Below are 12,191 nucleotides of genomic sequence, written 5' to 3' on the forward strand. Positions count from 1 at the left end.
CGGGGCCGACCGGACAGCAGCCGACCCCCTTCGCGCCGCCCGCCCCCGCCCCCGCCCCTCAGCCGAACCCGTTCGCGCCCCCGGCGAACCCGTTCCCCCCGTACGCGGGAGCGGCAGCGGAGCCGGTGCCCCCGCCGCCCATCGCCCCCGACGGCCCCGGCCAGGTGCCGTACGGCTACCCGGGCACCACACCGGCGTACGGCTACCCCGGCCCGCAGGCACCGTACGCCCCCTATCCCGCCGGCCCCGGCTACGCCTGGCCCGGCGGGCAGGCGCCCCCGAGCAACGGGATGGGCACCGCCTCGCTGGTGCTGGGCATCATCTCGGCGGTCGGCTTCGTCATGTGGCCGATCGCCTTCGTGCTGGGAGTCCTGGCCCTGATCTTCGGCGGGATCGGCCGCGGCAAGGCCGGCCGCGGCGAAGCGACGAACCCGGGCGTGGCCCTGGCCGGCATGATCTGCGGAGCCGCCGGGATCGTCCTCGTGCTGGGCCTGGTCGCCCTCGTCATCTCGGTGGACGGCTGACCCGCCGGCCGACCGGCCCGGCCCGGCGGGCCCGAGACCGTACACGGACGGCTGCGCGGGCCGCCGAGCGTGCCCGACCGGTCCCGGGGGAGCCGAGGGGCGACGACCCGGTGCCGCTGGTGCAGCCCACGTCCCGGCGGCCGCCTGCGCGATACCCGCGCCGGCCAGTGACTTCCCCCGGCGGGGTGTCGAGGGCCGGCCCGGTGCCGCCGGTGCAGCCCATGCCCCGACGGGCGCCTGCGCGGTAGAAGCGCCCGACTGTCGACCTCCGCCCCGGCCGGCAGCCGGCACTGACAGCGGCTGCCGGCGCCCTCCGGCACGCAGTCCCCGTCTCACCGCAGCCCGCATCACCCTCGGCACTAGGCCCCCGCCACCCACGGCCGGCACCGCCCCCAAGCCCCACCCCCGACCGGGACCGTTCCCGCCCGGTCCCGCAGGGAAGCGGCCCCTCGGCCTGCTGCGCGCGGTGTCCTCGCCGCTGCCCCAACCGCCCCGCCCGGCCCCGCAGGGCTACGCGCCGGCGCCCGCCAGGTGTTCCCGGGCTTCCATCAGAGCGAAGCCCAGCAGGTTCTCGCCCCGCCAGCGCTCCGGGTCCGCGGCCGCCTCGTCGTCCGCCGCCAGGCCGATGCCCCAGACGCGGTCGACGGGGCTCGCCTCCACCAGGACCCGGTCCCCCGTGTTCAGCAGGAACAGGGCGAGGTCGTCATGGGCGGCGAACTTGTGCAGGCTGCCCTCGACCACCAGCCGGAACCGCTCCCGCTCCCAGGTCTCCTCGTCGAAGCCCCGCACCAGCCGCCCCGCCTTCTTCGCCTCGGCGGGATGCTCCGCGGCCAGCACCTGCCGCTCGGCCTCCGCGTCCCCGAAGAGCCGGGCCTTGCCGGCCATCATCCAGTGCTCGGCCGTCGCGTACTCCACCCCGTCCACCACGAACGGCGCGGGCCACCACTGGCTCAGGCAGCTCGCGCCGACCCGGCCGTCCGGCTGCGGCCGGTGCCCCCAGAAGTAGAGGTACTTGATCCGGGACCCCGCCCGGATCTCACTGATCAGGGATGCCACCCCGTCGATCTTTCCCATGCACGCGAGTGTGTCACGCACCACTGACACTCCGTCCGCCCTTTTCCGCGTCGACTCGACACCTGGTCGACAGATTCCGTTGCGTAACCAAAAGGCAACAACGGAATCACTTGTTCGGGTCCTATGGCTCTGTCAGGATCGGCACTCAAATCGAGCTGGAGCTACGCCACCCGCCCCCCAGGACGGGGTGCACGGCGGAGGAGAGCGACATGCACAACCCGGGCACCGCCACCCCGGAACGATTTCCCGCGCAGGACCGTTTCGCGGAGGGTGCGCAATTCATCGCCGGCCGGCCCGCCAAGGGCACCTCGGGCCGCCGGCACACCGTGATCGACCCCGCCACCGGCGCGGAGGTGTACACCTACGAGACGGCCGGCACCGACGACGTCGACGCGGCCGTGGCCGCCGCGCGCGCGGCCTTCCCCGACTGGGCCGCCACCACCCCGGGCGAGCGCTCGGACGCCCTGCACCGGTTCGCCGCCGTGCTGGCCGACCGCGCGGAGGAGCTCGCCCGCGCGGAGTCCCTCCAGTGCGGCAAGCCGCTCAAGCTCACCCGTGAGTTCGACGTGCCGGGCACCATCGACAACACCGCCTTCTTCGCGGGTGCCGCCCGGCATCTGCAGGGGCAGTCGGCCGGTGAGTACTCGGGCGACCACACGTCGTACGTCCGGCGCGAGCCCATCGGTGTCGTCGGCTCCACCGCGCCCTGGAACTACCCCCTGCAGATGGCCGCCTGGAAGATCCTCCCGGCGGTCGCCGCGGGCAACACCGTCGTACTGAAGCCCGCCGAGATCACTCCGCTGACCTCGTTGCTGTTCGCGCAGGCCGCCACGGACGCGGGCATCCCGGACGGGGTGATCAACATCGTCACCGGCACCGGGAAGGAGGCCGGCGAGCACCTCGTCGGGCACCCGGACGTCGCCATGACCTCCTTCACGGGATCCACCGCGGTCGGCAGGCGGGTCGCCGAGATCGCCACGGCCACCGTCAAGCGGCTGCACCTGGAGCTGGGCGGCAAGGCGCCCTTCGTCGTCTTCGACGACGCCGACCTGACGGCGGCCGTGCACGGCGCGGTCGCGGGCGCGATCATCAACACCGGGCAGGACTGCACGGCCGCCACGCGCGCGTACGTGCAGCGTCCGCTGTACGAGGCGTTCGTGGAGCGGACGGCCGCGCTGATGGAGACGGTCCGGCTAGGCGACCCGTTCGCACCCGGCACCGACCTCGGGCCGCTGATCTCGCACGCCCAGCGGGACCGGGTCGCCGCCTTCGTGGACCGGGCGCGCGCCTACGCGCGCGTGGTCACCGGCGGGGAGGCCCCGCAGGGAGACCTGAAGGCCGGCGCCTACTACCGGCCCACGCTGATCGCCGACGCGGCCCAGGACAGCGAGATCGTCCAGTCGGAGATCTTCGGCCCCGTACTGGTCGTACTGCCGTTCGACGGCGATGATGAGGGAATCCGGCTGGCCAACGACACCCCCTACGGCCTCGCCGCCTCCGCGTGGAGCACGAACGTCTACCGCGCGAACCGGGCCACCCGCGAGATCAAGGCGGGCTGCGTCTGGGTCAACGACCACATCCCGATCATCAGCGAGATGCCGCACGGCGGCTACAAGGCCTCGGGCTTCGGCAAGGACATGTCGACGTACTCCTTCGAGGAGTACACGCAGGTCAAACACGTAATGTTCGACAACACCGCGGTGGCCGAGAAGGACTGGCACCGCACCGTCTTCGGGGACCGCTAGCGACCGACCCGGCCACCCACCAGGCCGATCCCTCCCGAAAGGGCACCATGCGCATGGAGCAGTACGAGCCCGACCGCCTGACCCCGCCCCAAGCGGCCGCCGTGCGGCGCAGCCTCCGCAGCGGCAGGGCCGCCCTGACCCGCCGGTCGCTGCTGCGGGCCTCCGCGAGCGGCGCGCTCGCGGCCGGCGGCCTCGGAGCGCTGAGCGGTTGCGGGATCCCCGCGGCGGGCCAGACCCGGGGCGGCACCTCCGCCCAGGACCACTCGGCCCGCGAGAAGACGGTGAACTTCTCCAACTGGACCGAGTACATCGACGTCGACGACAGCGGCAAGCACCACCCGACGCTCGACACCTTCCGCCGGCGGACCGGCATCACGGTCAACTACACCGAGGACATCAACGACAACAGCGAGTTCTTCGGCAAGATCAAGCCGCAGCTCGCCGCGGGCCAGGACACCGGCCGGGACATCATCGTCCTCACCGACTGGCTGGCCGCCCGGCTGATCCGCCTCGGCTGGGTGCAGAAGCTCGACCCGTCGAACCTCCCGCACGCCTACACCAACCTCTCGGCCCAGTTCCGCAACCCCGACTGGGACCCGGGGCGGGCGTACTCGTACCCCTGGCAGGGCATCTCCACCGTGATCGCCTACAACAAGAAGGCGCTCGACGGCATCGAGGTGAAGTCGGTCTCCGACCTGCTCGACAACCCCCGGCTCAAGGGGCGCGTCGGCTTCCTGTCGGAGATGCGGGACTCCGTCGGCATGACCCTGCTGGACATGGGCAAGGACCCGGCGAGGTTCTCCGACGACGACTTCGACGCGGCGATCGCCCGCCTCCAGAAGGCCGTCGACAAGGGCCAGATCCGCCGCTTCACCGGCAACGACTACACCTCCGACCTCACCAAGGGCGACCTCGCGGCCTGTGTCGCCTGGGCGGGTGACGTGGTGCAGCTCAAGTCGGACAGCCCCGACGTCGACTTCGTCATCCCGGACAGCGGCTACATGACGTCGACCGACAACATGTGCGTCCCCAACAAGGCACGGCACAAGACGAACGCCGAGCGGCTCATCGACTTCTACTACGAGCCCGAGCAGGCCGCCGCGCTCGCCGCGTACATCAACTACGTGACGCCCGTCGACGGCGTGAAGCCCTACCTTGCGAAGATCGACAAGGACGCGGCGGACAACCCGCTGATCGTCCCCGACAAGGCCATGCAGGCGAAGTCCCATGCCTTCCGCTCCCTGAGCCAGAAGGAAGAGACGGCCTACGAAGAGAAGTTCGCGAAGCTCACAGGGGCGTGACGACGATGAAGACGACACCGGACAACAGCGGCGACGTCCGCCTCTCCGGCATCTCCAAGACCTACGGCTCCTTCACCGCCGTACACCCGCTGGACCTCACCGTGCCCGAGGGCTCCTTCTTCGCCCTCCTCGGCGCCTCCGGCTGCGGCAAGACCACCACCCTGCGCATGATCGCCGGCCTGGAGGAACCCACGACGGGCACGGTCCGGCTCGGCGACCAGGACGTCACGCACCTGCCGCCGTACAAACGGCCCGTGAACACGGTCTTCCAGTCCTACGCCCTCTTCCCGCACCTCGACATCTTCGAGAACGTCGCCTTCGGCCTGCGCCGGCGCGGCATCAAGAGCGTGAAGAAGCAGGTGGAGGAGATGCTGGAGCTGGTCCAGCTCGGCGAGCAGGCGCGCAAGAAGCCGCACCAGCTCTCCGGCGGCCAGCAGCAGCGAGTCGCGGTGGCCCGCGCCCTGATCAACCACCCGAAGGTGCTCCTCCTCGACGAGCCGCTGGGCGCCCTCGACCTGAAGCTGCGCCGCCAGATGCAGCTGGAGCTCAAGCGCATCCAGACCGAGGTCGGCATCACCTTCGTGCACGTCACGCACGACCAGGAGGAGGCCATGACCATGGCCGACACGGTCGCCGTGATGAACGGCGGCCGCGTCGAGCAGCTCGGCTCGCCGGCCGACCTGTACGAGAACCCGCAGAGCACCTTCGTCGCGAACTTCCTCGGCACCTCCAACCTCATCGAGGCGGAGGTGGACACGAAGAACGGCGACGACCTCGTGCTCAAGGCGGGCGGCGGCAAGCTGGTGCTGCCCGAGGCGCGATGTTCCGCCCCGACGACGGCCGGCGGCAAGGTGCTGGTCGGCATCCGCCCGGAGAAGATCTCCCTCACGCACGCCGACGACGCGGGGGAGATCCCGGCGGGCCGCAACCGCCTCACCGGCAAGATCGCCGACGCCAGCTTCATCGGCGTCTCCACGCAGTACGTCATCGACAGCCCCGTCTGCGACGAACTCGCGGTGTACGTCCAGAACGTCGAGCGGGACGGCCGGCTCGTCCCCGGAGCCGATGTCGTCCTGCACTGGAACCCGGCCCACACCTTCGGCCTGGATGCCGCCCAGGACATCGACGCCGGCACCGAGGAAGAGGTCGCCGCCTGATGTCCACGCTCACCGAGGCGCCCCCGCCCCTCGCCCCCGCGACACCGGAGAAGAAGCCCGCGCGCCGGCGCGGCCGGTTCACGCCGTACTGGCTGCTGCTGCCCGGCATGCTCTGGCTGATCGTCTTCTTCGCGCTGCCGATGATCTACCAGGCCTCCACGTCCGTGCAGCAGGGCTCACTGGAGGAGGGCTACAAGGTCACCTGGCACTTCGCGACCTACTGGGACGCGCTGGCCGCGTACTGGCCGCAGTTCCTGCGGTCCGTGTCCTACGCCGCCGCCGCGACCGTGCTCTGCCTGCTGCTCGGCTATCCGCTGGCCTACCTCATCGCCTTCCGCGCCGGCCGCTGGAAGAACCTGATCATGATCCTGGTGATCGCGCCGTTCTTCACCAGCTTCCTGATCCGCACCCTGGCCTGGAAGACGATCCTCGCCGACAACGGCGTGGTCGTGCACACGCTGAACTCGCTCCACCTCCTGGACCTCACCAACTGGCTCGGCTGGACGGCCGGCGACCGGGTCCTGGCCACTCCGCTGGCAGTGGTGTGCGGTCTGACGTACAACTTCCTGCCGTTCATGATCCTGCCGCTGTACACCTCGCTGGAGCGGATCGACGGACGGCTGCACGAGGCGGCCGGCGACCTGTACGCCCGGCCGTGGACCACCTTCCGCAAGGTCACCTTCCCGCTGTCCATGCCGGGCGTGGTCTCCGGGACCCTGCTGACCTTCATCCCGGCGGCCGGTGACTACGTCAACGCCGAACTCCTCGGCTCCACCGACACCCGCATGATCGGCAACGTCATCCAGACGCAGTTCCTGCGCATCCTGGACTATCCGACGGCCGCGGCCCTCTCCTTCATCCTCATGGCCGCGATCCTGGCCATGGTCACGCTCTACATCCGCCGGTCCGGGACGGAGGACCTGGTCTAAATGCCCTTCGTCAACTGGCTCAAGCGCCGTCTCGTCGTCATCGCCGGACTGCTGACACTCGCCTACCTCCTGCTGCCGAACGTCGTCGTCACCGTCTTCTCCTTCAACAAGCCGAAGGGGCGCTTCAACTACGAATGGCAGCGGTTCTCCACGGACGCCTGGAAGGACCCGTGCGGCGTCGCCGACATGTGCGGCTCGCTGTCCCTCAGTCTCCAGATCGCCCTGTGGGCCACGGTCGGCGCCACCGTCCTCGGCACGATGATCTCCTTCGCGCTGGTCCGCTACCGCTTCCGCGCACGCGGCGCCGTCAACTCGCTGATCTTCCTGCCGATGGCGATGCCCGAGGTCGTCATGGCCGCCTCGCTGCTCACCCTGTTCCTCAACATGGGGGCCCAGCTGGGCTTCTGGACGATCCTGATCGCCCACATCATGTTCTGCCTGAGCTTCGTCGTCACCGCCGTCAAGGCGCGCGTGATGTCGATGGACCCGCGCCTGGAGGAGGCCGCCCGGGACCTGTACGCCGGTCCCGTGCAGACCTTCCTGCGGGTCACCCTGCCCATCGCGGCACCGGGAATCGCCGCGGGCGCGCTGCTGTCCTTCGCGCTCTCCTTCGACGATTTCATCATCACCAATTTCAACGCCGGTTCCACCGTCACCTTCCCCATGTTCGTCTGGGGGTCGGCGCAGCGCGGAACGCCCGTGCAGATCAATGTGATCGGTACGGCCATGTTCCTCGTCGCCGTGCTGCTCGTCCTGTCCTCGATGGTCATCACCCATCGCCGGAACAAGCAAAAGGCGTAGGCCTTTTCCGAACGTCTTCCGTAGGGAGTTGAAATCATGGCCCCGAGCGCCATGAGCCGTGGTAAAGACAACTGGATCGCCTCTCTCTCCGAAGCCCAGCCGGTCCCGTACTGGCTGGAAGACCCCGGAAAGCCGCACGCCGAACCCGCCCTCACCGGCACGGAGACCTGCGACCTGCTGGTCGTCGGCGGCGGCTACAGCGGACTGTGGGCCGCGCTGAACGCCAAGGAGCGCGACCCACAGCGTGACGTGGTGCTGCTGGAAGGCCGCGAGGTGGGCTGGGCCGCCTCGGGCCGCAACGGCGGCTTCTGCGCCGCGTCCCTCACCCACGGCCTGCCCAACGGCCTGGCCCGCTGGCCCGGCGAGATCCACACGCTGGAGGAGCTGGGCCGGCGCAACCTCGACGAGATCGAGGCCGCCGTCGCCCGGCACGGCATCGACTGCGACTTCGAACGCACCGGTGAGATCGATGTCGCCACCGAGACCTACCAGGCCCGGGAACTGCGCGACTGGCACCGGAAGCTGACGGAGAAGGGCCTCGCCGACGGCATCGAGTTCCTGGACGCCGACGCCGTGCGCGAACAGGTGAACTCGCCCACCTTCGAAGCGGGCCTGTGGGACCGCCGGGGCGTGGCCATGCTGCACCCGGCCAAGCTGGCCTGGGGCCTGAAGAAGGCCTGCCTGAAGCTCGGGGTGCGGGTGTACGAGCACACGCCCGCCCTGACCCTGAAGAGCTACGGCGCCGGGATGGCCGTCCGCACCCCGTACGGCGCCGTCCGCGCCCGCCGGGTCGCCCTCGGCACCAACATCTTCCCCAGCCTGCTGCGCCGGGTGCGCTCGTACACCGTGCCGGTCTACGACTACGCGCTGATGACCGAACCGCTCACCGCCGGCCAACTCGCCGCGATCGGCTGGAAGAACCGGCAGGGCCTCGGGGACTCGGCGAACCAGTTCCACTACTTCCGGCTGTCCGCCGACAACCGCGTCCTGTGGGGCGGCTACGACGCGATCTACCCCTACGGCGGCCGGGTCCGCGCCGAGTACGACGACCGGCCCGAGACCTACGCCAAGCTCGCGGGCCACTTCTTCACCTGCTTCCCGCAGCTGGAGGGGGTCCGGTTCAGCCACGCCTGGGGCGGCGCGATCGATACCTGCTCCCGCTTCTCGGCGTTCTTCGGCACCGCCCACCAGGGCCGGGTGGCCTACGCGGCCGGTTACACGGGCCTCGGCGTCGGCGCGACCCGGTTCGGCGCGGACGTGATGCTGGACCTGCTGGACGGGGAGCGCACCGAGCGGACGGAGCTGGAGATGGTCCGCAAGAAGCCGCTGCCGTTCCCGCCCGAGCCGTTCGCCTGGACCGGCATCGCCCTCACCAAATGGTCCCTGGCCCGCGCGGACGCCCACGGAGGCCGGCGCAACCTGTGGCTGCGGGCGATGGACCGGCTGGGGCTCGGTTTCGACAGCTGACGGTGCTTGTACGCGCCTCTCCCGGTGCCGTCAAGCCACGAGATCCCGGAGCATGATCGCGCTGCCCGGTTCCGGCGTACTGGAAGCACGGCCTCACCACGAGGCACCGACTTCCGTACCGGACCGGCAGGAGACCTCATGACCCGCGAGACTCGTACGCACGACACAGCCCGCTCCCGGCGCCGGCTCGGCCTGGCCGCCGCGGTGGCCTCGGCCGCCTTCGTCACCGGCGGCGTCCTCCTTCCGGCCGCGACCAGCAGGACCCCGGGGCGCAGGACGACCAGCAGTCGGAGTCGCAGTCGCAGCCTCAGTCCCAGCCCCAGCCCCAGCCCCAGGACGATCAGCAGGCTTCCCAGGACCAGCCGGTGCAGGATCCGGCCGCTTACGCCCCGGCCGCCGGCTGACGTCCGGACGGGGGCAGGTCACCTGAAAGAGCGCCCCGAACCCGCGTAATGCCGGCCGCCCGCCTCCCTCTCCCTCGTGACGCGAACCGTGTCCACGAGCGAGAGGGAGGCTTCTCCATGACTGGGGCGAAGACGGCGGTCGAATGGCTCGCATCCGTCGCACCGGACCCCGATGCCTGCCGCCGGCAGTGGGAGCGCAGCCCCCTCGGGGTCGCGCTGCTGCCCGCCGGCCGGGCGTGGGACGTCCTGATCCTGCCGGGTGACCTCGGCCTTCGGACGCTCGACGTGCTCAGCCGCGTCCTCGACCGGCCCGGCCCGGTGCTCGCCGACTTCGGCGACGACCGGGTCGGTTTCTTCGTGCCGCCCGGCACCGCCGCCCGCTGGCTCGGCACCGGGATCCGTGCGGCCGGCAGCGGCACCTGGATCGTCGTGCCGTACCCGGGCCGGGCGACCCGGGGGGTGCGGTGGCTGGTGCCGCCGGACGGCTCGGGCACGCTGACCGATCCGGTGCTGCTGGAACTGGTGATGCACGAGGCGGCCGCGGGGCCGGCCGGGCGGAGGGAGGGGCACGGACGGCGCCCGACGTCTTGACAAGAGGATTGGTCTGGACCAAGTTGTGTGCGCTCCACCCCGCCAACTCCCCGGACCCCGGAGGCCCTTGTGGACCGCGCCCGACGTCCCAGATCCGTCCTCGCCGCGCTCACGGCCGCGCTGCTGGCCGTGCCCGGTGTCACCGCGCTCTCGTCGGCCGCCCGCGCGGCCGACGCGGACGTCGCGGTCAACGGCGGCTTCGAGTCCGGTCTGACCGGCTGGACCTGCACGGCCGGCACGACGGTCGACGCACCGGTGCACAGCGGACGTTCCGCGCTGCAGGCCACCCCGGCGGGCAGCGACAACGCCCAGTGCTCCCAGACCGTGACCGTCCAGCCGGACGCCCAATACACCCTGTCCGGCTACGTCCGCGGCTCCTACGTCTACCTCGGCGCGAACGGCACCGGCACCACCGACGTCTCCGCGTGGACCCAGTCCGCCCCCGACTGGCAGAAGCTGAGCACCACCTTCCGCACCGGACCCGCCACCACCAAGGTCACGATCTACACCCACGGCTGGTACGGCACCGGCGCCTACCAGGCCGACGACATCACCCTCGTCGGCCCCGGCGGCAGCGGCACCGGCCAGCCGCCCGCCGCCCCGTCCGGCCTCAAGGCCACCTCCGTGACCTCGTCCTCCGTCGGACTGTCCTGGTCGGCGGTGACCGGCGCGACGAGCTACGCGGTCTACCGCGACGGGACCCGGGTCCAGACGGCGACCGGCACCTCGGCGACCGTGACCGGTCTCGCGGCCTCGACGGCGTACAGCTTCCAGGTGGCCGCGGTCAACGCCGCCGGCGAGTCCGCGAAGTCCGCGGCCGTCGCCGCCACCACCGGCCCCGGCACCGGCGGCGGATCACCCGGCCTGCCCGCCCACGCCCTCGTCGGCTACCTCCACGCGAGCTTCGCCAACGGCGCCGGTTACACGCGCCTCGCCGACGTCTCCGACAGCTGGGACGTCATCGACCTGGCCTTCGGCGAGCCCACCTCGGTCACCTCCGGGGACATCCGGTTCAACCGCTGCCCCGTCACCCAATGCCCCGGCGTGGAGAGCGACGCCGACTTCAAGGCCGCGATCAAGGCCAAGCAGGCCGCCGGCAAGAAGGTGCTGATCTCGATCGGCGGCCAGAACGGCCAGGTCCAGCTGACGACGACGGCCGCCCGGGACGCCTTCGTCTCCTCCGTCTCGAAGATCATCGACACCTGGGGGCTGGACGGCCTGGACATCGACTTCGAGGGCCACTCCCTGTCGCTGAACACGAACGACACGGACTTCAGGAACCCCACCACCCCGGTGATCGTGAACCTCATCTCCGCCCTGAAGACCCTCAAGGCAAAGTACGGCCCGACGTTCGTGCTGACCATGGCCCCGGAGACCTTCTTCGTGCAGAACGGCTACCAGTACTACGGCACCGGCAAGTGGGGCGGTCAGGACCCGCGCTGCGGCGCGTACCTCCCGGTCATCCACGCCCTGCGCGACGACCTGACCCTGCTGCACGTCCAGGACTACAACTCGGGTCCGATCATGGGCCTGGACAACCAGTACCACTCCATGGGCGGCGCCGACTTCCACATCGCCATGACCGACATGCTGCTCACCGGCTTCCCGGTGGCCGGCGACCCGGACAACGTCTTCCCGCCGCTGCGCCCCGACCAGATCGCGATCGGCATGCCGGCGTCCACGAACGCGGGCAACGGCTACGTGCCCCCGGCCGAGGTCACCCGGACCCTGGACTGCCTGACGAAGAAGGCGAACTGCGGCTCGTACGCCACCCACGGGACCTGGCCGGCGCTGCGGGGCCTGATGACGTGGTCGGTGAACTGGGACCGCTTCGCGAACGGGGAGTTCCAGAAGACCTTCGACGGCTACTTCGGCTGACCCCCGGCACCAGGGACAGGGCCGTCAGCAGCACCGTGCACAGGCACCAGCTGGCCACCACGTCCAGCGGCCAGTGGTAGCCGTGCCGGACCAGTCCGTACGACACCCCGAGGACCAGCACCGCGCAGCAGGCCACCAGCGAGCGGCGGGCGGCCGGGGAGCGGAGCCAGGGCAGCAGCAGCAGGGTCGCCGAGCCGTAGGCGGCCGCCGCCGTGGCCGTGTGGCCGGACGGGAAGTAACCGACGCCCGGGGGCACCACCGGTGTCCCCGGGCGGGCGGTCCAGTCCTTCAGCGGTACGACGATCGCCGGGACCAGCGCC

Annotated in this window: 10 protein-coding genes and 1 pseudogene; 9 read left to right on the forward strand and 2 right to left on the reverse strand. The window is 71.0% G+C overall.

Annotated elements, in window-relative coordinates:
* Positions 1 to 524 (forward strand): DUF4190 domain-containing protein (locus IE312_RS12665; protein WP_229899614.1); only part of this gene is annotated, 524 nt, incomplete at its 5' end.
* 510 nt (positions 525 to 1,034) lie between these two features.
* Here the strand turns inward: IE312_RS12665 and ybiA are convergent.
* Complete coding sequence (gene ybiA, locus IE312_RS12670; protein WP_189981208.1) at positions 1,035 to 1,598, reverse strand: riboflavin biosynthesis intermediates N-glycosidase; 564 nt, start codon at positions 1,596 to 1,598, stop codon at positions 1,035 to 1,037.
* Between the two features lie 209 nt (positions 1,599 to 1,807).
* Between ybiA and IE312_RS12675 the strand changes: the two genes are divergently transcribed.
* The 8 genes from IE312_RS12675 to IE312_RS12710 all read left to right on the forward strand — a co-directional run bounded on the left by IE312_RS12675 (position 1,808) and on the right by IE312_RS12710 (position 11,871).
* On the forward strand, positions 1,808 to 3,343 hold the full coding sequence (locus IE312_RS12675) for a gamma-aminobutyraldehyde dehydrogenase (protein WP_189981210.1): 1,536 nt from the start codon (positions 1,808 to 1,810) through the stop codon (positions 3,341 to 3,343).
* Between the two features lie 53 nt (positions 3,344 to 3,396).
* The gene (locus tag IE312_RS12680; RefSeq protein WP_189981212.1) at positions 3,397 to 4,644 is read left to right on the forward strand and encodes a polyamine ABC transporter substrate-binding protein; all 1,248 of its coding nucleotides are present in this window, start codon (positions 3,397 to 3,399) and stop codon (positions 4,642 to 4,644) included.
* Positions 4,641 to 5,801 (forward strand): ABC transporter ATP-binding protein, encoded by a 1,161-nt coding sequence (locus IE312_RS12685; protein ID WP_189981214.1) that lies wholly within the window; start codon positions 4,641 to 4,643, stop codon positions 5,799 to 5,801. The genes IE312_RS12680 and IE312_RS12685 overlap by 4 nt, the downstream gene beginning before the upstream one ends.
* On the forward strand, positions 5,801 to 6,730 hold the full coding sequence (locus tag IE312_RS12690; protein ID WP_189981216.1) for an ABC transporter permease: 930 nt from the start codon (positions 5,801 to 5,803) through the stop codon (positions 6,728 to 6,730). Before IE312_RS12685 ends, IE312_RS12690 begins: the two co-directional genes overlap by 1 nt.
* Positions 6,731 to 7,531 (forward strand): ABC transporter permease, encoded by an 801-nt coding sequence (locus tag IE312_RS12695; RefSeq protein ID WP_189981218.1) that lies wholly within the window; start codon positions 6,731 to 6,733, stop codon positions 7,529 to 7,531. It abuts the gene before it with no gap.
* A gap of 36 nt (positions 7,532 to 7,567) precedes the next feature.
* The gene (locus IE312_RS12700; protein WP_189981220.1) at positions 7,568 to 8,998 is read left to right on the forward strand and encodes an NAD(P)/FAD-dependent oxidoreductase; all 1,431 of its coding nucleotides are present in this window, start codon (positions 7,568 to 7,570) and stop codon (positions 8,996 to 8,998) included.
* 521 nt (positions 8,999 to 9,519) lie between these two features.
* Entirely contained in the window at positions 9,520 to 9,993 is a 474-nt protein-coding gene (locus tag IE312_RS12705; RefSeq protein WP_189981222.1) for a hypothetical protein, read from the forward strand.
* 69 nt (positions 9,994 to 10,062) lie between these two features.
* Positions 10,063 to 11,871: a chitinase gene (locus IE312_RS12710; protein WP_189981224.1), complete on the forward strand. Its 1,809-nt coding sequence runs from the start codon at positions 10,063 to 10,065 to the stop codon at positions 11,869 to 11,871.
* Here IE312_RS12710 and IE312_RS12715 read toward each other — a convergent pair.
* Positions 11,813 to 12,191 (reverse strand): annotated as a pseudogene (locus IE312_RS12715) (phosphatase PAP2 family protein); the annotation flags it as partial. The gene IE312_RS12710 and the pseudogene IE312_RS12715 sit on opposite strands and share 59 nt — an antisense overlap.

This window comes from Streptomyces capoamus (genome assembly GCF_014654935.1).
In the GTDB taxonomy this organism is placed as follows: domain Bacteria; phylum Actinomycetota; class Actinomycetes; order Streptomycetales; family Streptomycetaceae; genus Streptomyces; species Streptomyces capoamus.